At 55.4% G+C, this 19,455-nt stretch carries 21 protein-coding genes; 5 read left to right on the top strand and 16 right to left on the bottom strand.

Going from position 1 to position 19,455, the window contains the following annotated elements; genetic code table 11:
• Positions 1 to 90: 90 nt before the first annotated feature.
• Entirely contained in the window at positions 91 to 792 is a 702-nt protein-coding gene (locus F153LOC_RS08915; RefSeq protein WP_102104847.1) for a pirin family protein, read from the bottom strand.
• A 104-nt stretch (positions 793 to 896) separates the two neighbouring features.
• Between F153LOC_RS08915 and F153LOC_RS08910 the strand changes: the two genes are divergently transcribed.
• Complete coding sequence (locus F153LOC_RS08910; protein ID WP_100778803.1) at positions 897 to 1,796, top strand: LysR family transcriptional regulator; 900 nt, start codon at positions 897 to 899, stop codon at positions 1,794 to 1,796.
• 43 nt (positions 1,797 to 1,839) lie between these two features.
• On the opposite strand, the gene F153LOC_RS08905 is transcribed toward F153LOC_RS08910, so the two are convergent.
• The 11 genes from F153LOC_RS08905 to F153LOC_RS08855 all read right to left on the bottom strand — a co-directional run bounded on the left by F153LOC_RS08905 (position 1,840) and on the right by F153LOC_RS08855 (position 9,147).
• On the bottom strand, positions 1,840 to 2,205 hold the full coding sequence (locus F153LOC_RS08905) for a DUF805 domain-containing protein (RefSeq protein WP_102104846.1): 366 nt from the start codon (positions 2,203 to 2,205) through the stop codon (positions 1,840 to 1,842).
• 105 nt (positions 2,206 to 2,310) lie between these two features.
• Entirely contained in the window at positions 2,311 to 3,297 is a 987-nt protein-coding gene (locus F153LOC_RS08900; RefSeq protein ID WP_102104845.1) for a glutathione S-transferase family protein, read from the bottom strand.
• Between the two features lie 80 nt (positions 3,298 to 3,377).
• Positions 3,378 to 3,770 carry a DoxX family protein gene (locus F153LOC_RS08895; protein WP_184957379.1) on the bottom strand — a complete coding sequence of 131 codons (393 nt, stop codon included), beginning with the start codon at positions 3,768 to 3,770 and terminating at the stop codon, positions 3,378 to 3,380.
• A gap of 233 nt (positions 3,771 to 4,003) precedes the next feature.
• On the bottom strand, positions 4,004 to 4,303 hold the full coding sequence (locus F153LOC_RS08890; protein ID WP_100778806.1) for a YqjK-like family protein: 300 nt from the start codon (positions 4,301 to 4,303) through the stop codon (positions 4,004 to 4,006).
• Entirely contained in the window at positions 4,300 to 4,698 is a 399-nt protein-coding gene (locus F153LOC_RS08885) for a phage holin family protein (protein ID WP_100778807.1), read from the bottom strand. The genes F153LOC_RS08890 and F153LOC_RS08885 overlap by 4 nt, the downstream gene beginning before the upstream one ends.
• Positions 4,699 to 4,700: 2 nt before the next feature.
• Positions 4,701 to 5,006 carry a YqjD family protein gene (locus F153LOC_RS08880; protein WP_100778808.1) on the bottom strand — a complete coding sequence of 102 codons (306 nt, stop codon included), beginning with the start codon at positions 5,004 to 5,006 and terminating at the stop codon, positions 4,701 to 4,703.
• A gap of 29 nt (positions 5,007 to 5,035) precedes the next feature.
• Positions 5,036 to 5,404, bottom strand: a complete 369-nt coding sequence (locus F153LOC_RS08875) for a DUF1090 domain-containing protein (protein WP_100778809.1) — start codon at positions 5,402 to 5,404, stop codon at positions 5,036 to 5,038.
• Between the two features lie 154 nt (positions 5,405 to 5,558).
• Positions 5,559 to 5,942: an EnvZ/OmpR regulon moderator MzrA gene (gene mzrA / locus F153LOC_RS08870; protein ID WP_100778810.1), complete on the bottom strand. Its 384-nt coding sequence runs from the start codon at positions 5,940 to 5,942 to the stop codon at positions 5,559 to 5,561.
• Position 5,943: 1 nt separating this feature from the next.
• On the bottom strand, positions 5,944 to 6,606 hold the full coding sequence (gene yqjA / locus F153LOC_RS08865; RefSeq protein WP_100778811.1) for a DedA family general envelope maintenance protein YqjA: 663 nt from the start codon (positions 6,604 to 6,606) through the stop codon (positions 5,944 to 5,946).
• Between the two features lie 348 nt (positions 6,607 to 6,954).
• The gene (gene exuR / locus F153LOC_RS08860) at positions 6,955 to 7,731 is read right to left on the bottom strand and encodes a transcriptional regulator ExuR (RefSeq protein ID WP_100778812.1); all 777 of its coding nucleotides are present in this window, start codon (positions 7,729 to 7,731) and stop codon (positions 6,955 to 6,957) included.
• 117 nt (positions 7,732 to 7,848) lie between these two features.
• Positions 7,849 to 9,147 (bottom strand): MFS transporter, encoded by a 1,299-nt coding sequence (locus F153LOC_RS08855; RefSeq protein WP_100778813.1) that lies wholly within the window; start codon positions 9,145 to 9,147, stop codon positions 7,849 to 7,851.
• 480 nt (positions 9,148 to 9,627) lie between these two features.
• Here F153LOC_RS08855 and uxaC point away from each other — a divergent pair, with 480 nt between their 5' ends.
• The 3 genes from uxaC (at position 9,628) to F153LOC_RS08840 (ending at position 13,176) form a co-directional block, all read left to right on the top strand.
• A complete protein-coding gene (uxaC, locus tag F153LOC_RS08850) occupies positions 9,628 to 11,040 on the top strand; it encodes a glucuronate isomerase (protein WP_102104844.1) in 1,413 nt (470 codons plus the stop codon).
• A gap of 17 nt (positions 11,041 to 11,057) precedes the next feature.
• Positions 11,058 to 12,545 (top strand): UxaA family hydrolase, encoded by a 1,488-nt coding sequence (locus tag F153LOC_RS08845; protein ID WP_102104843.1) that lies wholly within the window; start codon positions 11,058 to 11,060, stop codon positions 12,543 to 12,545.
• Between the two features lie 76 nt (positions 12,546 to 12,621).
• The gene (locus F153LOC_RS08840) at positions 12,622 to 13,176 is read left to right on the top strand and encodes a YgjV family protein (protein WP_102104842.1); all 555 of its coding nucleotides are present in this window, start codon (positions 12,622 to 12,624) and stop codon (positions 13,174 to 13,176) included.
• Between the two features lie 19 nt (positions 13,177 to 13,195).
• On the opposite strand, the gene F153LOC_RS08835 is transcribed toward F153LOC_RS08840, so the two are convergent.
• From F153LOC_RS08835 to F153LOC_RS08825, 3 genes are all read right to left on the bottom strand, one after another.
• A complete protein-coding gene (locus tag F153LOC_RS08835; protein ID WP_100778817.1) occupies positions 13,196 to 14,164 on the bottom strand; it encodes a TerC family protein in 969 nt (322 codons plus the stop codon).
• Between the two features lie 274 nt (positions 14,165 to 14,438).
• Complete coding sequence (locus F153LOC_RS08830) at positions 14,439 to 15,437, bottom strand: Gfo/Idh/MocA family protein (RefSeq protein ID WP_100778818.1); 999 nt, start codon at positions 15,435 to 15,437, stop codon at positions 14,439 to 14,441.
• Between the two features lie 70 nt (positions 15,438 to 15,507).
• Positions 15,508 to 16,011 carry a M48 family metallopeptidase gene (locus F153LOC_RS08825; RefSeq protein WP_102104841.1) on the bottom strand — a complete coding sequence of 168 codons (504 nt, stop codon included), beginning with the start codon at positions 16,009 to 16,011 and terminating at the stop codon, positions 15,508 to 15,510.
• A gap of 84 nt (positions 16,012 to 16,095) precedes the next feature.
• Between F153LOC_RS08825 and rlmG the strand changes: the two genes are divergently transcribed.
• Positions 16,096 to 17,232: a 23S rRNA (guanine(1835)-N(2))-methyltransferase RlmG gene (gene rlmG / locus F153LOC_RS08820; protein ID WP_102104840.1), complete on the top strand. Its 1,137-nt coding sequence runs from the start codon at positions 16,096 to 16,098 to the stop codon at positions 17,230 to 17,232.
• 58 nt (positions 17,233 to 17,290) lie between these two features.
• On the opposite strand, the gene F153LOC_RS08815 is transcribed toward rlmG, so the two are convergent.
• Entirely contained in the window at positions 17,291 to 19,312 is a 2,022-nt protein-coding gene (locus F153LOC_RS08815) for an NADPH-dependent 2,4-dienoyl-CoA reductase (RefSeq protein ID WP_102104839.1), read from the bottom strand.
• Positions 19,313 to 19,455: the final 143 nt, after the last annotated feature.

The following is a 19,455-nucleotide window of genomic DNA, read 5'->3' as shown; positions in this document are numbered from 1 at the left end:
TAAGAGGGGGATTAGTGGGGCGTTATCATCTTGCGAAGTCTCTTGAGCTAAAAGGCTTATCAAGAGACAACGCAAAAGTAATAACCAATATCACACCGGCAAATCAATCAGCAGCGCGCGCAGGGGAGTGTCCGCGACCAGCGTGATGTTCGTTTCATCGCGGATAAACGCGCCATCGCCGCAGGTGAGCGCTTCTTTCTCTTCCGTGTGCGTCAGGGCATGCACCGTGCCGTGGATGGATTGCAGATAGGCACGAGGCCCGTGGAGCTGGAAGCTCGCCTGTTCACCTTTTTTCAGCTCGATATGGTGCAGCCACACCTGCTGGCGCAGTTGCAGACTGCCCTGGCTGCCATCCGGGGACGCAATCAGCTGCTGCTTGTCGCCGCTCAGGTTGAGCTTTTGCACCAGTGGATTTTCCCGTTCCGGGCAGGCGTCCAGCCACAGCTGCATACGCGTCAGCGTCTTATCTTTGCTGAGATTATGTTCGCTGTAGCTAATGCCTGGCTGCGTTGATATCAGCAACGCTTCGCCCGCCTTCGCCTGGACATGGTTGCCCTCGCTATCGCGATATTCTGCTTCACCTTCCAGTATCAGATTCAGGATATCCACTTTCGGGTACGTGCGTGGCTGGAAGGAAGCGCCCGGTGCGAGAACTTCCTGATTCAGCACGCGCAGTGAGGCGTAACCGAGCAGTTTTGGGTCAAAGTAGTGTCCAAAGGAAAAGGTGTAGCGGGCCTGCAGCCAACCAAAATCGGCTTGTCCGCACTGTTTTGCTGTTCTTGTCGTAATCATAAAACTGACCTCTCTTTACACTAAAACAATGGTAAAGGTATGGACGCTTCATTGTTAGCCAGATATTCTGCCCGGTATGTTCAAATTTCCTGAATGAGAACGAGATGGCAAAAGAGAGAGCATTGACGCTTGAGGCGCTACGCGTCATGGACGCGATAGACCGGCGTGGCAGCTTTGCCGCTGCGGCAGACGAGCTGGGGCGGGTTCCGTCGGCCCTGAGTTACACCATGCAAAAGCTGGAAGAAGAGCTGGATGTGGTGCTTTTCGACCGTTCCGGTCACCGAACAAAATTCACCAATGTCGGGCGTATGCTGCTGGAGCGAGGACGCGTTCTGCTGGAGGCCGCCGATAAACTGACCACCGACGCCGAAGCGCTGGCACGCGGCTGGGAAACGCACCTGACGCTGGTCACCGAGGCGCTGGTGCCGACATCGGCCCTGTTCCCACTGGTCGAGCGCCTCGCTGCCAAAGCCAATACGCAGCTCTCTGTCATTACCGAAGTGCTGGCAGGCGCGTGGGAGCGGCTGGAGACGGGCAGGGCGGACATTGTGATCGCCCCCGATATGCACTTTCGCTCCTCGTCCGAAATCAACTCGCGCAAGCTCTACAGCGTGATGAACGTGTATGTGGCAGCGCCGGATCACCCGATTCATCAGGAGCCGGAGCCACTATCCGAAGTGACGCGCGTGAAATATCGCGGCGTGGCGGTGGCGGATACCGCACGTGAGCGCCCTGTGCTCACGGTGCAGCTGTTGGATAAACAGCCGCGTCTGACGGTGACCTCTCTGGAAGACAAGCGCCAGGCGCTGTTAGCGGGCCTCGGGGTGGCGACAATGCCTTATCCGTTTGTGGAAAAAGATATCGCCGAAGGGCGCCTGCGCGTGGTCAGCCCGGAATACACCAACGAGGTGGATATCATCATGGCATGGCGCCGTGACAGCATGGGCGAGGCCAAGTCCTGGTGTTTACGCGAAATCCCAAAACTGTTCGCGCATAATAAGTAGTGCAATGTGCAGGCCCGGATCGCGACGCGTCACCGGGCAATGCTCACGGCTGTAATTTTGGATCTGGCCCAAAGCGGTTTTCGCCCGCTGTACCGGCCTGGCAGTTAAAGGCCAGAATGATCAGCCAGCCCACGATCGGGATCAAAATCAGCAGCAGCCACCACGCCGAACGATCCGTGTCGTGGAGCCTGCGGAACAGTACCGCCAGCGACGGCAAAAAGACCAGGAGTGCGTAGATTGTGGTGAGAATGCCTTCGCCACCTGCGCGGTCCCACCCCAGAATTTTATCAACGATACCCAGCACCAGGGTGAGGATGAAGTTCACCAGAACGAACATCCAGTACTCTTTGCGACGAGCGCGACCACTAAACCCAACGTAATTTCTCAGTACTTTTAGATACCAGTCCATTTGTATGCCTCGATATTCAGACAATCTCTTGTTTTTTAAGCGATCGAGGTAAGGATAGTCGCAGATAGTGAAATAAAAAAGGGCATCCATGGATGCCCTTAAAATTTAGCGAAAACGTGTATCGCGGCCGTGCGGTTCGTCCAGATCCTGCCACGGCCCGATGGAGATAATCCCCGTCGGGTTAATCGTTTTGTGGCTGCGATAGTAGTGGGTGCGGATGTGGTTAAAATCGACGGTTTCCGCGATGCCATCCATCTGGTAAATGTCCCGCAGGAAACCATACAGATTCAGATAGTCGCTGATGCGGTGTTTGTCGCATTTGAAGTGGGTGACGTACACCGGATCGAAACGCACCAGCGTGGTCCAAAGGCGAATGTCGGCTTCTGTCAGGCGGTCGCCCGTCAGATAGCGGTGCTGACCGAGTATTTGTTCCAGACGCGCCAGGGATTCAAACACCTTGCTGACCGCTTCGTCGTAGGCCTCCTGGCTGGTCGCGAAGCCGGCCTTATAGACGCCGTTATTGACGTTGTCGTAGATCCAGCTGTTCAGTTCATCGATCTTATCACGCAGCTCTGGCGGATAATAATCACCCGCCCGCGCACCGTGTGCATCAAACGCCGTATTGAACATGCGAATGATCTCGGCGGATTCATTGCTGACGATAGTCTGGTTTTTCTTGTCCCACAGAACAGGGACGGTGACGCGTCCGGTGTAGTGCGGGTCTGCGTGCAGATAGAGCTGGTAGAGGAAATCGTGGTGGTAAAGGTCGTCGCCGGTAGCCGCCGGAAAATCACTGTCGAAGGTCCAGCCGTTTTCCAGCATCAGCGGATTCACCACGGAAACCGGAATTAACGCGTCCAGTCCTTTGAGTTTGCGCACGATAAGCGTTCTGTGCGCCCACGGACAGGCGAGGGAAACATACAGATGATAGCGATCTTTCTCCGCCGCAAAGCCGCCTTCACCGCTAGGGCCGGGGGCGCCATCGGCGGTGAGCCAGTTACGGAAGGCCGAAACAGAGCGCTTGAAGCGTCCTCCAGTGGATTTGGTGTCATACCAGATATCCTGCCAGACGCCGTCGACTAATTGTCCCATTGATTCCTCCGTCTTTATTCCGTCTTCAAATAGCAAAAGCGAGGAGATATCTCCTCGCTTTTTTATTCAGTATAGCGTGCTTACCACTTCTTATTCAGAACACGGTCGATGCTGAATGCGCCAGGACCGGTGATAGCCAGCAGCAGGAAACCGCCTGCGATGGTCAGGTTTTTCATGAACATCAGGGAGTTCATGCCTTCCGCAAAGTTGCTGTGGAAGATGAACGCGGTCAGCAGGGTGAAGCCTGCGGTGAACAGCGCCGTGGTACGCGTCAGGAAACCGAACAGAACCGCCAGACCGCCGCCAAACTCAAGCAGAATGGTCAGTGGCAGCAGGAACCCTGGGACGCCCATGGCTTCCATGTACTGTTGCGTACCCGCATAACCGGTGATTTTGCCCCAGCCCGCGGTGATAAACAGAATTGGCATCAGAATGCGTGCAACCAGTAAACCAACATCTTCTAATTTTTTCATTTTACTCTCCAGAAAACCACTTACGCGGCTGACGATTTTTTGTGTGCAAATCCGGGTAGATACCGCGTGTTTGCTGTCGATGGAGAGGATAATAAACGTGACGAATGACAATTGTTAGCAAGGAAAACTGTCAATCTTCTTCAAAGATATTGAGTGAGAGTTGCGAATGAAGGGAAGAGGGGAATATAAGCCGGGTAAGACGGAATCGCCACCCGGCATAAAGAGCAGTGGTGTCAGGAACGTAACTGCTGCTGACGTAGCGTTGATTTGACCAGACGCCATGCACTCCAGGCGCCAAAGCCACGTCTGGCCCAGCGGACCAGCATGCTGGGATGACGAACGGACCAGACGGCCATCACGCTACTGCCTACCAGCACCCAGGAGCGCAAGCTCAGCAACGTGTTCCAGCCATGATCGTACGAACGGGTCACTTCCAGCCAGTCGCGACGGCAGGCAGTCAGATCCAGCCGTTGCTGCTGGATCTGGCTTAGCAGATACGCTTTGCGCTTGCGACGCTCTGTTGTGCTACTCACGGCTTGTCATCCTCCAGCAGTGCGCGATCGTTGGCCAGCTCCTGACGGGTATGACGCAGCAGCGTAGAACTGCGCGCTTTATGCATCGTCCAGATCCCGCCAATCAGTGCGGCCACCAACAGCACAACCGTTGTGGCGATCATCGCGTTGAGGCGATACTGCGGATCGATCGCCCAGATGATTAACACCATCAGGCTCATCAGCCCAAATGCGGCGAAGAGCATGGTGAGCCCCAGCATCAGCAGCATCTGGAAGAGATTCGCTTTCTCCTCTTCCAGCTCCACCACTGCCAGTCGAACTCGCGTTTCGGCAATACCCACCAGCGTCGTCAAAATACGCTGGCCGATGCCGAGGACGTTTTTAGCCGGCCCTTGTGCGTGACGTGGATCGTCCATAATTAACGACGCGTCAGCAGAACGCCCAGAACCACGCCCACCGCGGCGCCAATACCTACGCCGGTCCATGGGTTGTCGCGCACATACTCGTCAGCCTTCGCAGCGGCTTCACGGGTCTGTTTAGCCAGCGCATCACCGGTTTCACCCAGGCGATGACGGCTCTCTTTCAGCGCGCTTTCCGCTTTAGAGCGCAGCTTGCTCAGCTCTTCTTTGGATTTGTCCGTTGAAGAGTTCAGTACCTCTTCCAGGGTATCCGCCAGGGATTTCAACTCAGCGCGCAGATGTTCTGAAGTAGTATCTTTAGACATGATTTTCTCCTGTTGAGATTTCCGTTAACTCAATAATCGCGAGCTTCCAGGGCTTTCAGTTCTTCCTCGGCCTCTTTCAGCTTATCTTCACGCTTAGCAATCTTCTCCGCATCCCCTTTCTCTTTCGCTTCTTTCAGGTCTTGACGGCGTTCAGCGATCTCGTCCTTCTGTTCAGCGATTTTCTTTTGGTGATCGGCACGCAGCTTGCTATCCGAGCAGTTGGCTTTCACTTCGCTCAGCGCTTTTTTCAGACCGTCGATACGGTGCTGGTTGTTATGCTTTTCGGCATAACTGATTTCGCGCTGGATGTCCTTTTCTTTCTCCTGACAGAGAGTGTTCGCAAAGGACGCGGTGCTCAAAGACAAAAGGGCCAAAGCCAGAGTGATGCGGTATTTCATTGTAGAAACCTTCCATTGTGTTACGGCAGTCCGAAGAGTATGCCGCGTTTCCAGTGTCATGCGGAGAACATCTGAGGGGTGCTCCGCGTACTTAAGCATAGTAAGTAAACGGGGTTATCACCAAAGTGAGTGAAAAGATTCAGAATCCTGGTAATTATCCAAACCGGTGCGAGGTGTCTCGCAGGCGCGTTAACCACAATGCAGTCTGACTCTCATCGTCCTGCAGTGCAACGATATAACCCCGCGGCAGGGAGCGGTCGAGCACCTCTTTCGCGGCGGCGCTTTGAGCGCTGGAGTCAAACTTAATCAGCAAAACGTCGTCCTGCGGCGTAATGCTTTTAAAACGAATTCCGTTGGCATCAAGGTGGTGCCAGACAGAAAAACCGTCCGGCACGCTGGCACCCTGGTTCATCGGGCGAATGGCCAGCGTCGATTCCTGATGCTGAACCGCCGTCCAGATGAGCACCATCGCGCTGAGGATCATCAGCGCGATCAGGGCGTAGGACAACCGGCGCAGGGAATGCGGCGAGATGACCATATTAATCCCTGGCCCCGTATTTTTTCTTCAGCAGCACGTATACCGAACCGAGCAGACCAAAGACCAGCAGCACCACCGGCAGCAGCATCAGGCAGGACATCAGCTGATCTTCATATTTCAGGAACACCGGCGTTTTGCCCAGCAGGTAGCCGAGGGTCGTCAGAATCAGCACCCACAGCAGACCGCTCATCCAGTTGAAGAACTGGAAACGGGTGCTGCTCAGGCCAGAAAGCCCCGCGATGGTCGGCAACAGGGTACGGACGAAAGCGATAAAACGGGCAATCAGCAGTGCGGAGAGGCCATGCTTATGGAACAGATGGTGTGCGCGCTGGTGATAGTGGGCCGGAAGATGAGATAGCCAGTTCTGAACGATTCGCGTATTACCAAGCCAGCGTCCCTGAATGTAGCTCAGCCAGCAGCCAAGGCTGGCAGCGATAGTGAGCAGTAACACCGTTTGCGGAAATGCCATGGCCCCTTTGGCGCATAACACGCCGACCAGCACCAGAAGGCTGTCACCCGGCAGAAAGGCGGCAGGAAGCAGTCCGTTCTCAAGGAACAGAATCATAAACAAGACGAAATAGAGCATGCCTATCATGGACGGATTGGCCAGGGTTTCGAAATCCTGAGCCCATAAGGCGTTCAGTAATTGGGTCAAAAGTTCCATTCAGTGTTCCTGGAAATCGGTTAACGTCTCGCCTGTTATTCGGGGTAAACAGCTCAGCGACATCGTTTATGATTTCATTATGGTCGCTCGCGGACACATTGTGGTGGCCAGAACTGATCCCTGTTTAATGGCTAGGTAAGCAAGCACTAACTAAAAAATGCAATTTGCATCCAATTGTAACAAAGCCCAACGTAATACGTCACAGATTTTGCGATCGGCCGGGGAAATGATTTTGGCCTATGGAGAGGAAGTGACGCGAGGGTATTTACACAGGCTGACACTATATATGTTTACTGACTCACAGCGAGCCGGAAGGCGCAGCGGTGCGCCTGCCAGCGATAAGGGGAACTATTTTGCCTGACTGGTTGCGGTATCGAGATGAACCACCGGATTATCGGCAAAAAGATAGCGGTCGGCGTTGAATTCAAAGTCGTCGCTGGTTTCGTTGAACAGCATCAGCTTGGTGTTTTCCAGATGCTGCCACATCGCCAGTTTCGCCGCATGCGGGTCTTTACGAATCAGCGCTTTAAGGATCTGATCGTGATCGTCGCACCAGTTGTCGACGGTACGGGAATCAATGTGATCGTGTAATTTCTTCCAGTACGGGTTGTGAACGCGCTGAGTCCACATTTTTTCGACGATTGCAGCGAGGGCGGTATTTTGCGTCGCCAGCGCCACCTGGACGTGGAACTGCAGGTCCCATTCGGAGTCGCGGAAACATTTTTCTTTGCGCGCCTGATCCTGGATTTCCATCAGTTTCATGATGTCCTGCTTGGTCACCTGGGTCGCGGCAAATTCTGCAATATTGCTTTCGATCAGTTGACGGGCCTGGAGCAGTTCAAACGGGCCGTAGCTGGCGAACTCCAGACTTTCATCCGGCACCGGGGAGTGTTTTGGCAGATTGGAAATCACATGAATGCCGGAGCCTTTGCGCACCTCAACGTAACCTTCTACCTCGAGCATGATGATCGCTTCACGCACCACGGTGCGGCTGACGCTCTTTTCATCAGCAATAAAGCGTTCGGCTGGCAGTTTATCACCGACGAGATAGACACCTTGCTCGATGCGATCTTTCAGCTCGGCAGCAAGTTGCTGATACAAACGACGTGATTCGGTGATTTCCATATGCGCTCCAGGCAGGGTACGGCGGATGATTTGTTATACCACTTTTGCGAGCCAGTCTCCAGATTTCCCCATGAAAAAGCCGCCCGGAGGCGGCTTTAGTTGATCTCAGATCAAACCCTAACTTTGTTCGGCGGGCCCACCCACCGAGCTATTGAGTAGCTCCTCGGCAGACTGGTTCTTCAGCACCGTCCAGATCACCACTGCACCCATCAGGTCGAAGATAGCCAGCACGGCGAACAGCGGGCTGAAGCCGATGGTGTCAGCCAGTGCACCGACCACCAGAGCAAACAGGGTGCTCGCAGTCCAGGCGGCCATGCCGGTCAGGCCGTTGGCGGTCGCCACTTCGTTACGTCCAAAGACGTCAGAAGAGAGGGTAATCAGTGCGCCAGACAGAGACTGGTGCGCAAAACCACCGATACACAGCAGGCCGATTGCCACGTATGGGCTGGTGAACAAGCCGATCATCCCTGGGCCAATCATCAGCAGTGCGCCCATGGTCACCACCATTTTACGGGACACGATCAGGTTCACGCCAAACCAACGCTGGAACAGCGGTGGCAGGTAGCCGCCGACGATACAGCCGAGGTCAGCAAACAGCATTGGCATCCAGGCGAACATCGCGATTTCTTTCAGGTTAAAGCCGTAGACTTTAAACATGAACAGCGGGATCCAGGCGTTAAATGTGCCCCAGGCCGGTTCTGCCAGGAAGCGCGGCAGTGCAATACCCCAGAACTGACGGGTACCCAGAATCTGCCAGACGGACATTTTTTTACCGTTGTTGGTCTGGTGATGGGATTCCTGACCACCAATGATGTAGTCGCGTTCCTCGTCAGAGAGTTTCTTCTGATCGCGCGGGTGTTTGTAGAAGATCAGCCACGCCATCGCCCAGGCAAAGCTCAGCACACCGGAGATAATGAACGCTAACTGCCAGCTGTGCATCACAATCGCCCACACGACCAGCGGTGGAGCAATCATCGCACCGATAGAGGAACCGACGTTGAAGTAGCCTACAGCGATAGAACGCTCTTTTGCCGGGAACCACTCAGAGCTGGCTTTCAGACCCGCAGGGATCATTGCCGCTTCTGCCGCACCGACCGCACCACGCGCCAGTGCCAGTCCACCCCAGCTGCCCGCCAGCGCTGTCGCGCCGCAGAAGATAGCCCAGGTCACGGCGAAGAAGGCGTAGCCCACTTTGGTACCGAGGATATCGAGAAGGTAGCCCGCAACTGGCTGCATGATGGTATAAGCCGCGGAGTAGGCCGCGATAATGTAGGAATACTGCTGTGTGGAGATGTGCAGCTCTTCCATTAGCGTTGGCGCAGCCGCCGCTATGGTGTTACGCGTCAGGTAACCCAGCACGGTGCCGAGCGTCACCAGTGCAATCATGTACCAACGTAACCCTTTAATTTTACGCATGTAAAACCTCATCGTTATAGTATTGCCGCGCCGGGGCACGGTACATCTCGACCGTTGCCGGGAGCTGTCTTGTAACGGGAGGGCGTAGCCGGGAGTGACTCCCGGAACGGCCCGAACCTTGCCAGTTGTAATCGTGCATAAGTCGGTATCCGTACCGCTAATTCCGATGATTTCACACCGGTAATGCATTCCGTCGGCTTATATGTTGCGACGGCAAAAAGATAACTTGTCATACAACTTTAAAAGGTGAGTGACATCACAAAAGTGTGAATCTTTGTAGGGTCATTATTCACCCCACGCAAAGCCAGGATTGGCGCGGGTTACGACGGGGTTTGCTCCTTTAGGGGTAATTTATTTGTCGACGTTTATTGATCTAACTCACGAAAAAAACATCGGTCTCTGGAAATTGGTGTGATAACTTTGCAGCATCTGAACATAAGCAATAGCTTTCTGACGCTCTCGTTATAGAGGAAGACGATAATGACGCCGTTTATGACCGAAGATTTCCTGTTAGATACCGAATTTGCCCGCCGTCTGTACCACGACTACGCAAAAGATCAGCCGATTTTCGACTACCACTGCCATTTACCGCCGCAGCAGGTTGCCGAAAATTACCGTTTCAAAAACCTGTATGACATCTGGCTGAAGGGTGACCACTACAAATGGCGCGCGATGCGCACCAACGGCGTGGCCGAGCGCCTGTGTACCGGCGACGCGTCTGACCGCGAGAAGTTTGACGCCTGGGCAGCGACCGTGCCGCACACTATCGGCAACCCTCTCTACCACTGGACCCATCTGGAATTGCGTCGTCCGTTCGGTATCACCGGCAAACTGCTTTCGCCTTCTACTGCTGACGAGATCTGGAACCAGTGCAACGAGCTGCTGGCGCAGGATAAATTCTCCGCGCGCGGCATCATGAAGCAGATGAACGTGAAAATGGTCGGCACCACTGACGATCCGATTGATACGCTGGAACACCATGCGGTTGTCGCCAAAGACACCTCTTTTGATGTCAAAGTGCTGCCAAGCTGGCGCCCGGATAAAGCGTTCAACATTGAACAGGCGACCTTTGGCGACTACATGGCGAAGCTTGCCGAAGTCTCTGACACCGATATCCGTCGTTTCACCGATCTGCAAACGGCGCTCACCAAACGTCTGGACCACTTTGCGGCTCACGGCTGTAAAGTTTCTGACCATGCGCTCGACGTCGTGCTGTTTGCGGAAGCGAATGAATCCGAGCTGGACAGTATCCTGGCGCGTCGTCTGGCGGGTGAGTCCCTGAACGAACACGAAGTGGCTCAGTTCAAAACGGCAGTACTGGTCTTCCTCGGCGCGGAATACGCGCGTCGCGGCTGGGTGCAGCAGTACCACATCGGTGCACTGCGCAACAACAACCAGCGCCAGTTCAAACTGCTGGGTGCAGACGTGGGCTTTGACTCCATCAACGACCGCCCGATGGCGGAAGAGCTGTCAAAACTGCTGAGCAAACAGAACGAACAAAACCTGCTGCCAAAAACCATTCTTTACTGCCTGAACCCGCGCGACAACGAAGTGCTGGGCACCATGATCGGTAACTTCCAGGGCGAAGGGATGCCAGGCAAGATGCAGTTTGGTTCCGGCTGGTGGTTCAACGATCAGAAAGATGGCATGGAGCGTCAGATGACGCAGCTGGCGCAGCTGGGCCTGTTAAGCCGTTTCGTGGGGATGCTGACCGACAGCCGTAGTTTCCTCTCTTATACGCGCCATGAATATTTCCGCCGCATTCTGTGCCAGATGATTGGCCGCTGGGTAGCTGCGGGTGAAGCGCCAGCCGATATCCAGCTGCTGGGCGAAATGGTGAAAAACATCTGCTTTAACAATGCGCGCGACTACTTCGCCATTGAACTGAACTAAGGCCGTTTGAGGTTGATATGCAATACATCAAGATCCATTCGCTGGATAACGTTGCCGTAGCGCTGGCGGATCTGACCGAAGGCGCGGAAGTCACCGTGGAAAACCAGACCATCACCCTGCATCAGGCGATTGTTCGCGGGCATAAATTTGCCGTGTTCCCCATCGCGAAAGGCGAGAATGTGGTGAAGTATGGTCTGCCGATCGGTCATGCGCTGGCGGATATTGCGCCGGGTGAACATATTCATTCCCACAATACCCGCACCAATCTCAGCGATCTGGACGAGTACAGCTATCAACCTGATTTTCAGGCTGAAGAAGGGCAGGGGGAGGATCGCGATGTTCAGATCTACCGCCGCGCTAGCGGAGAAGTCGGGATCCGCAACGAACTGTGGATCCTGCCAACCGTCGGCTGCGTAAATGGGATTGCGCGTCAAATTCAGAACCGTTTTCTGAAAGAGACCAACAATGCTGAAGGTACCGACGGCGTGTTCCTGTTCAGCCACACTTATGGCTGCTCGCAGCTGGGCGACGACCACATTAACACCCGCACCATGCTGCAAAACATGGTGCGCCACCCGAATGCGGGTGCGGTGCTGGTGATTGGCCTTGGATGTGAAAACAATCAGGTCGATGCCTTCCGTGAAACGCTGGGGGATTTCGACCCAGAGCGCGTGCACTTTATGGTGTGCCAGCATCAGGACGACGAAGTGGAGGCGGGTCTCGAACAGCTGCATCAGCTGTATGAGGTGATGCGTCACGACACGCGCGAGTCGGGCAAACTGAGCGAGCTGAAGTTCGGTCTGGAGTGCGGCGGTTCCGACGGTCTATCAGGCATCACCGCCAACCCGATGCTGGGCCGCTTCTCGGATTACATGATCACCAACGGTGGGACTACCGTGTTGACCGAAGTGCCGGAAATGTTCGGTGCGGAACGTATTCTGATGAGCCACTGCCGCGACGAAGCGACGTTTGAAAAAACCGTCACCATGGTGAACGACTTCAAACAGTATTTCATCGCGCACAATCAGCCGATTTACGAAAACCCATCACCGGGCAACAAAGCGGGCGGCATTACCACGCTCGAGGAGAAATCCCTCGGCTGTACGCAAAAAGCCGGTGCCAGCCAGGTTGTGGACGTGCTGCGCTATGGTGAACGCCTGAAAACGCACGGTCTGAATCTGCTCAGCGCGCCGGGGAACGACGCCGTCGCGACCAGTGCGCTTGCGGGCGCGGGCTGTCATATGGTGCTGTTCAGCACCGGACGCGGCACGCCGTACGGCGGTTTTGTGCCAACGGTGAAAATTGCCACCAACAGCGAGCTGGCGGCGAAGAAAAAGCACTGGATCGATTTTGACGCCGGGCAGCTGATTCACGGCAAAGCCATGCCGCAGCTGCTGAATGAGTTCATCGACACCATCGTGGAGTTTGCCAACGGCAAGCAGACCTGCAATGAGCGTAACGATTTCCGCGAGCTGGCGATTTTCAAAAGCGGCGTGACGCTGTAAGTCCATTAGCGTTAGCATAAGAAACGGCGCTTTCACTCTGAGGCGCCGTTTGTTTTTGTCTGAACAGGAAATTTTCATGACCACGTATTGGCTTGCCCAGGGCGTTGGGGTCATCGCCTTTCTGGTGGGAATCACCACCTTCATCAACCGCGACGAGCGGAAATTCAAAAAACAGCTTTCGGTCTACAGCGCCATTATCGGCGTGCATTTCTTTTTAATGGGTGCGTTTCCGGCCGGATCGAGCGCGATGCTCAATGCGGTACGAACGCTCATCACTCTGCGCACGCGCAGCCTGTGGGTTATGGCGATTTTTATCGTCCTGACCGCCGGACTGGGGCTGGCGAAATTCCATCATCCCATCGAGCTGCTGCCGGTGGCCGGCACGCTGGTGAGCACCTGGGCGCTGTTTCGCTGTAAAGGCCTGACCATGCGCTGCGTCATCTGGTGTTCCACCTGCTGTTGGGTGATCCACAATTTCTGGCTAGGCTCGATTGGCGGAACATTGATTGAGGGAAGTTTTTTGCTTATGAACGGCCTGAATATTATCCGCTTCTGGCGGATGCAGCGGCGGGGAATCGATCCGTTTAAAGTGGAAAAAGCGGTGCAGGAAGAGAGCCCCTCCGTCCGCTGACGGAAGGGCGAGGGCGCACTTACTGCGCCTGTTGTTTCTTATCGTTCTGGTGGTTAACCCAGGCGTTAATGATCAGCGTCAGCGCCAGAATACCAAATACCACGCCCAGCGAGACGGCGATCGGGATATGGTAGAAATCGACGATCAGCATCTTGATACCGATAAACACCAGGATGATCGACAGCCCGTATTTCAGCATCGAGAAGCGCTCCGCCACACCAGCCAGCAGGAAGTACATCGCACGCAGACCGAGGATCGCAAACAGGTTAGACGTCAACACGATGAACGGGTCGGTGGTCACCGCGAAGATAGCCGGAATACTGTCGACCGCGAAGATCACGTCGCTCAGTTCAACCAGAATCAGCACCAGCAGCAGCGGCGTGGCAAACAGCAGGCCGTTCTTACGCACGAAGAAGTGCTCGTTGTCGATGGTGTCGGTCATGCGCAGATGCCCACGGATCCATTTCACCAGCGGCTTCTCGCCAATCCCCGTTTCATCCTCTTTCGCCAGCGCCATTTTCACACCGGTGAAGAGCAGGAACGCGCCGAAGACATACAGCAGCCATTCGAATTGCGTAATCAGCCAGCTACCGGCAAAGATCATCACCGTACGCAGAATAATTGCGCCCAGCACGCCGTAGACCAGTACGCGACGCTGCAACGCAGCAGGTACCGCAAAATAGCTGAACAGCATCAGCCAGACAAAGACGTTATCAACGGCGAGGGCTTTTTCGATCAGATAGCCCGTGAGGAAGGCCAGCGCCTGCGGGTCGGCCACCGCGCGGCCTTCCGTTGACGCCAGATACCACCAGAACGCGGCGCAGAACAGCAGAGAGAGCGTTACCCACACCAGCGACCAGGCCGCGGCCTGTTTCATGGTCATGCCATGTGCGCCGCGACGGCCCTGTAAAAAGAGGTCGATCGCCAGCATGATGACCACCACGACTGCGAAACCGCCCCATAACATTGGAGTGCCGACAGAGTGCATAGAGATTTTTCCTTCCATAAAAACAAAAACGGCCAACGTCAGAAGACGATAGCCGTTGCGTTATTTATGCAGGGACCTCGCCTTCCGGCAAGGTCTCACTTACAACCAAAAAGAACACGTTTCGTGACTCTTTTTCGTTGCCCGGCGACCGGATGCGGTATTGCACGCATCGTAATGACGACCCACCGGCAATGAAGTTACTCCCCTTTGCAGGTAACAAAATATGTCAGGACACGGTTTTCGTCAATGCCCTTAACGATTCTATTACACAGCTTTACGCGAGCGCTGTCGTGCTCACGTCATCCGCAGGGAACACCACGCCGGTTTGACGGCGGATTTCGGTCTGCAGTTTCGCCGTCGTGCGGCTCACGGCAAGCCCTGGGTGGTTCACTTCATTGGTCTCTACCAGACGTGCGAACACCTCTGCCTCATACAGCATAGTGTTAATATGCTGAGGTTGCGTCAGCTCCTGGGCCTTACCGCCACGCGGGATAAAGCTGACTTTCTGACACTCCGAGATCTTCTCAACCACCAGTGCGCCATTTTCGCCCTGAATCTCACTCGGCAGCACAGAATCACTGACTTTGGAGTGCTGGAGCGTGACGCTGAAATCGCCGTAATCCAGCACCACGACGCCATGAGCATCGACACCGCTGTCGAGCAGGCTGGCGGTCGCGATCACGCCGTGCGGCTCGCCCCACAGGGCCACCGCAGAGGCCAGACAGTAAAAGCCAATATCCATAATCGAGCCGTTCGAGAAGGTCGGATTAAAGGTATTAGGGTTTTCGCCGTCCAGATAGCGCTGGTAGCGTGAGGAGTACTGGCAGTAATTGATAAAGGCTTTGCGCACTTTGCCAAGCTTCGGCAATGACTGCTGCAACAGCAGGAAGTTAGGCAGGCTGGCGGTTTTAAACGCTTCGAACAGCACCACCTGGTTTTCCCGCGCCAGTTGAATGGCAGCTTCCACTTCCTGAATATTGGACGCCAGAGGCTTCTCGCAAATCACATGTTTCTTGTGGGCGAGGAACTGCAGCGTTTGTGGGGAGTGAAGCGAATTCGGGCTGGCGATATACACCGCGTCAATGGCATCGCTCTGCGCCATCTCCTCAAGGGAGGTAAACAGATGCTCGACAGGGTAATCGTTAGCAAAAGTCTGCGCCTGTTCAAGGCTGCGGGAATAGACGGCGGTGAGTTTGAATTTGCCGGTTTCATGGGCGGCGTCGACGAACTGGCGCGTGATCCAGTTCGTGCCTATAACTGCGAAACGTATCATAAACGTTCACGTACTCCGTAACGGGGAACCTTTTGTCACTTTAGCACGCACACATGACAAAACCAGTGCGTTAACCCTCATTACTCTTTAACGATAAATGCGTAAGCCACAGGCGCGTATCAAACTCCAACTGGTGGTATTGCGGTTCCATGTGGCAGCACAAGGCGTAGAAGGCTTTGTCGTGCTCTTTCTCTTTCAGATGCGCCAGCTCATGTACCACGATCATCCGCAAAAAAGCCTCCGGGGCATTGCGAAACACGGTCGCGACGCGGATTTCCGCTTTGGCCTTCAGCTTTCCGCCCTGTACGCGGGACACGGCGGTGTGCAAACCCAGCGCGTTGTTCAGCACGTGGATCTTATTGTCATACATCACTTTATTAATGGGCGGGGCGTTACGCAGAAACTGACTTTTCAGATCCTGGGTGTACTGCCAAAGCGCTTTATCCGTCGCGACGCTGTGTGTTCCTGGATAACGTTTTTCAAGAACGCTGCCCAGGCGCTGTTCGGCAATTAAGGTGCGGACCTGGGAAAGTAAATTCTCCGGATAGCCCTGGAGATAACTAAGATTGCTCATCAACGCTCCACCTGAATAATAAAAAGGGTATACTCACGCACCCTTTTCAGGGATAACGCCAAATTTTACCACTCAGGAGGGCCGATGAGCCACTTAGACAACGGTTTCCGTTCACTCAATCTTAAACGTTTCCCGGAAACGGACGACGTTAACCCGCTTCAGGCGTGGGAAGCGGCGGATGAATATCTGCTGCAACAGTTGGATGACACTGAAATTGTCGGCCCGGTTCTGATCCTGAATGACACCTTTGGTGCGCTGGGTTGCGCGCTGGCCGAACACACGCCTTACAGCATTGGCGATTCCTATTTGAGTGAGCTTGCGACGCGTGAAAACCTGCGTCACAACGAGATTGCGGAATCGAGCGTTAAGTTCCTCGACAGCACGGCGGAGTACCCACAAGCACCGGGCGTTGTGCTGATCAAGGTCCCTAAAACGTTGGCCCTGCTGGAGCAGCAGCTGCGCGCGCTGCGTCACGTGGTGACACCGGAAACGCGGATTATTGCGGGCGCCAAAGCGCGTGATATTCACAACTCGACTCTTGAGCTGTTCGAAAAGGTTCTGGGTCCTACCACCACGACGCTGGCGTGGAAAAAGGCCCGTCTGATTAACTGCACATTCAGCAATCCTGAGCTGAAAGACGCGCCTGAAACCCTGAGCTGGAAGCTGGAAGGAACCAACTGGACCATTCACAACCACGCGAACGTCTTCTCGCGCACGGGGCTGGATATCGGCGCTCGCTTCTTCCTGGAACATCTGCCGGACAATCTGGAAGGCGAAATCGTCGATCTCGGCTGTGGTAACGGTGTTGTCGGCCTGACCCTGCTTGAGAAAAACCCGGAAGCCAGCGTGATCTTCACCGATGAATCGCCGATGGCCGTGGCCTCAAGCCGCCTGAATGTTGAAACCAACATGCCGGAAGCGTTGGATCGCTGCGAGTTTATGATCAACAACGCGCTGTCGGGTGTAGAGCCATTCCGCTTTAACGCAGTGGTGTGTAACCCGCCGTTCCACCAGAAACATGCCCTCACTGATAACGTGGCCTGGGAAATGTTCCACCACGCGCGTCGTTGCCTGAAAATTAACGGTGAGCTGTACATCGTGGCGAACCGCCACCTCGACTACTTCCACAAGCTGAAGAAGATCTTCGGTAACTGCTCTACGGTCGCCACCAATAACAAATTTGTGGTGCTGAAAGCCGTGAAGTTGGGGCGTCGTCGCTAAGCTGGCTCTGCTGCGACGGTTATGCCCGGTAGCGCTATGTTTACCGGGCGTACATTACCTAGATTTCCAGCGCCAGACGGGTTCCCTGCGCAATCGCGCGCCGGGCGTCCAGCTCCATCGCCACATCGCACCCGCCAATCAAATGCACCGTTTTCCCGGCCTCGCGCAGCGGATCGGCCAGATCGCGTTTCGGCTCCTGCCCGGCACATAAAATCACATGATCCACGCGTAGCACGTGCGGTTCACCGGCAAGGGTGATATGCAGCCCTTCATCGTCGATCTTCTGATAACTCACCGCCGGAATCATCTTCACGCCGCGAGAAAGCAGCGTCGCGCGATGGATCCAGCCGGTAGTTTTCCCCAGTCCATCGCCCGGTTTGCTGGCTTTGCGCTGGAGCATCACAATCTGGCGCGGGCTTTTCGGCAGCTGCGGCCCTTCCGGTCGCAGGCCGCCGGACTGTTTCAGGCTGGTGTCGATACCCCATTCCACGCAAAACTCGGCGATGTTCTGGCTGGTCGCTTCGCCCGGCTGGCTTAAATACATGGCCGTATCAAAGCCGATGCCGCCGCAGCCGATAATTGCCACCCGTTCGCCGACCGGAACTTTGTCGCGCAGCACGTCGAGATAACTCAACACTTTTGGATGATCGACCCCTTCGATCGCGGGTGTGCGTGGGGCGATCCCGCTGGCGAGGATCACTTCGTCAAACGCCGCCAGATCCTCCGCGCGGACAAACTGATTGAGCCGCAGATCCACGCCCGTCACGGCGATCATTCGGCGGTAATAGCGCAGGGTTTCGTAAAACTCCTCTTTGCCGGGGATCTGTTTGGCGATATTAAACTGCCCGCCGATCTCCGCCAGCGCGTCAAACAGCGTCACCGAATGGCCGCGCGACGCGGCATTTACCGCGAACGCCAGTCCCGCAGGGCCTGCGCCGACCACGGCCAGTCGTTTGGTTTTCACCGCAGGCACAATCGGCATTTTGGTTTCATGACAGGCGCGCGGATTGACGAGGCACGAGGTGACTTTACCGACGAAAATCTGATCCAGGCACGCCTGGTTACAGCCAATACAGGTATTGATCTCATCCGCGCGGCCGCTCTGCGCTTTGGAAAGCAGCTCGGCATCGGCGAGAAACGGACGCGCCATCGACACCATATCCGCATCGCCTTTTGCCAGCACATCATCTGCAACCTGCGGATCGTTAATGCGGTTGGTGGTGACCAGGGGGATCGACACCTTGCCCTTCAGTTTGCGCGTTACCCAGCTAAACGCTGCGCGCGGGACCGGCGTGGCAATCGTAGGGATACGCGCCTCGTGCCAGCCAATGCCGGTGTTGATGATGGTCGCGCCTGCCGCTTCGATGGCCTGCGCCAGCTGGAGGGTCTCCTCGAATGTGCCACCGCCTTCGACCAGATCGAGCATCGACAGGCGGAACACGATAATAAAATCAGCCCCGGCGCGCTCGCGCACGGCGCGTACCACTTCCACGGCAAACCGCATCCGGCGGGGATAATCGCCGCCCCATTCGTCGTCGCGCTGGTTCGTGCGGGCGGCCAGAAACTCGTTAATCAGATAGCCTTCGGAGCCCATGATCTCTACGCCGTCGTAGCCTGCTTCACGCGCCAGCGCGGCGCAGCGGGCGAAGTCATCGATCAAGGCGAGGATCTCTTCGTGGGTGAGGGCGTGCGGCTTAAAGCGGTTAATCGGCGCCTGTATGGCGGAAGGGGCCACCAGATGCGGCTGATAGCTGTAGCGCCCGGTGTGCAGGATCTGCAGGGCGATTTTACCGCCCTCTTTGTGCACCGCATCGGTGACAAGCCGATGATGGGGCAACTGGCTGGCATCGTTCAACACCGCGCCACCTTCCATGCCAACACCCGAGGGGGCAGGGGCGACACCGCCGGTGACAATCAGCGCCACGCCGTGACGCGCACGTTCGGCGTAAAACGCCGCCAGACGCTCTGCGCCGTCAGGATGCTCCTCCAGACCGGTATGCATAGAGCCCATCAACACGCGGTTTTTGAGCGTAGTAAACCCCAGATCGAGGGGGGCAAAAAGCGACGGATAGCGGCTCATAATCTCTTCCAGTGTAAAATTATTGTTATGTGGTCGGATGAGTTACTAATTTAGCCACTCGCGGGCAAAAGAGGAAAAGAGGCGTGTGATGATTGTGATGGGATTCAAAGATTCGGAGTGCTGTTACTCATTCGGAAGTATTG

The organism is Lelliottia sp. F153, assembly GCF_002870005.1.
Classification (GTDB): domain Bacteria; phylum Pseudomonadota; class Gammaproteobacteria; order Enterobacterales; family Enterobacteriaceae; genus Enterobacter; species Enterobacter nimipressuralis.
The sequence above is the reverse complement of the archived record's forward strand: the minus strand, read 5'-3'. Positions and strand labels throughout refer to the sequence as shown.

What these genes read in the sequence shown, in the direction of transcription:
- F153LOC_RS08825 (WP_102104841.1), bottom strand. Translation starts at nt 16,011, where the DNA reads ATGAGCAATCTTAGTTATCTCCAGGGCTATCCGGAGAATTTACTTTCC.
- F153LOC_RS08885 (WP_100778807.1), bottom strand. Translation starts at nt 4,698, where the DNA reads ATGGACGATCCACGTCACGCACAAGGGCCGGCTAAAAACGTCCTCGGC.
- rlmG (WP_102104840.1), top strand. Translation starts at nt 16,096, where the DNA reads ATGAGCCACTTAGACAACGGTTTCCGTTCACTCAATCTTAAACGTTTC.
- F153LOC_RS08880 (WP_100778808.1), bottom strand. Translation starts at nt 5,006, where the DNA reads ATGTCTAAAGATACTACTTCAGAACATCTGCGCGCTGAGTTGAAATCC.
- F153LOC_RS08895 (WP_184957379.1), bottom strand. Translation starts at nt 3,770, where the DNA reads ATGAAAAAATTAGAAGATGTTGGTTTACTGGTTGCACGCATTCTGATG.
- yqjA (WP_100778811.1), bottom strand. Translation starts at nt 6,606, where the DNA reads ATGGAACTTTTGACCCAATTACTGAACGCCTTATGGGCTCAGGATTTC.
- F153LOC_RS08900 (WP_102104845.1), bottom strand. Translation starts at nt 3,297, where the DNA reads ATGGGACAATTAGTCGACGGCGTCTGGCAGGATATCTGGTATGACACC.
- mzrA (WP_100778810.1), bottom strand. Translation starts at nt 5,942, where the DNA reads ATGGTCATCTCGCCGCATTCCCTGCGCCGGTTGTCCTACGCCCTGATC.
- F153LOC_RS08835 (WP_100778817.1), bottom strand. Translation starts at nt 14,164, where the DNA reads ATGCACTCTGTCGGCACTCCAATGTTATGGGGCGGTTTCGCAGTCGTG.
- uxaC (WP_102104844.1), top strand. Translation starts at nt 9,628, where the DNA reads ATGACGCCGTTTATGACCGAAGATTTCCTGTTAGATACCGAATTTGCC.
- F153LOC_RS08875 (WP_100778809.1), bottom strand. Translation starts at nt 5,404, where the DNA reads ATGAAATACCGCATCACTCTGGCTTTGGCCCTTTTGTCTTTGAGCACC.
- exuR (WP_100778812.1), bottom strand. Translation starts at nt 7,731, where the DNA reads ATGGAAATCACCGAATCACGTCGTTTGTATCAGCAACTTGCTGCCGAG.
- F153LOC_RS08905 (WP_102104846.1), bottom strand. Translation starts at nt 2,205, where the DNA reads ATGGACTGGTATCTAAAAGTACTGAGAAATTACGTTGGGTTTAGTGGT.
- F153LOC_RS08910 (WP_100778803.1), top strand. Translation starts at nt 897, where the DNA reads ATGGCAAAAGAGAGAGCATTGACGCTTGAGGCGCTACGCGTCATGGAC.
- F153LOC_RS08855 (WP_100778813.1), bottom strand. Translation starts at nt 9,147, where the DNA reads ATGCGTAAAATTAAAGGGTTACGTTGGTACATGATTGCACTGGTGACG.
- F153LOC_RS08830 (WP_100778818.1), bottom strand. Translation starts at nt 15,437, where the DNA reads ATGATACGTTTCGCAGTTATAGGCACGAACTGGATCACGCGCCAGTTC.
- F153LOC_RS08840 (WP_102104842.1), top strand. Translation starts at nt 12,622, where the DNA reads ATGACCACGTATTGGCTTGCCCAGGGCGTTGGGGTCATCGCCTTTCTG.
- F153LOC_RS08915 (WP_102104847.1), bottom strand. Translation starts at nt 792, where the DNA reads ATGATTACGACAAGAACAGCAAAACAGTGCGGACAAGCCGATTTTGGT.
- F153LOC_RS08845 (WP_102104843.1), top strand. Translation starts at nt 11,058, where the DNA reads ATGCAATACATCAAGATCCATTCGCTGGATAACGTTGCCGTAGCGCTG.
- F153LOC_RS08815 (WP_102104839.1), bottom strand. Translation starts at nt 19,312, where the DNA reads ATGAGCCGCTATCCGTCGCTTTTTGCCCCCCTCGATCTGGGGTTTACT.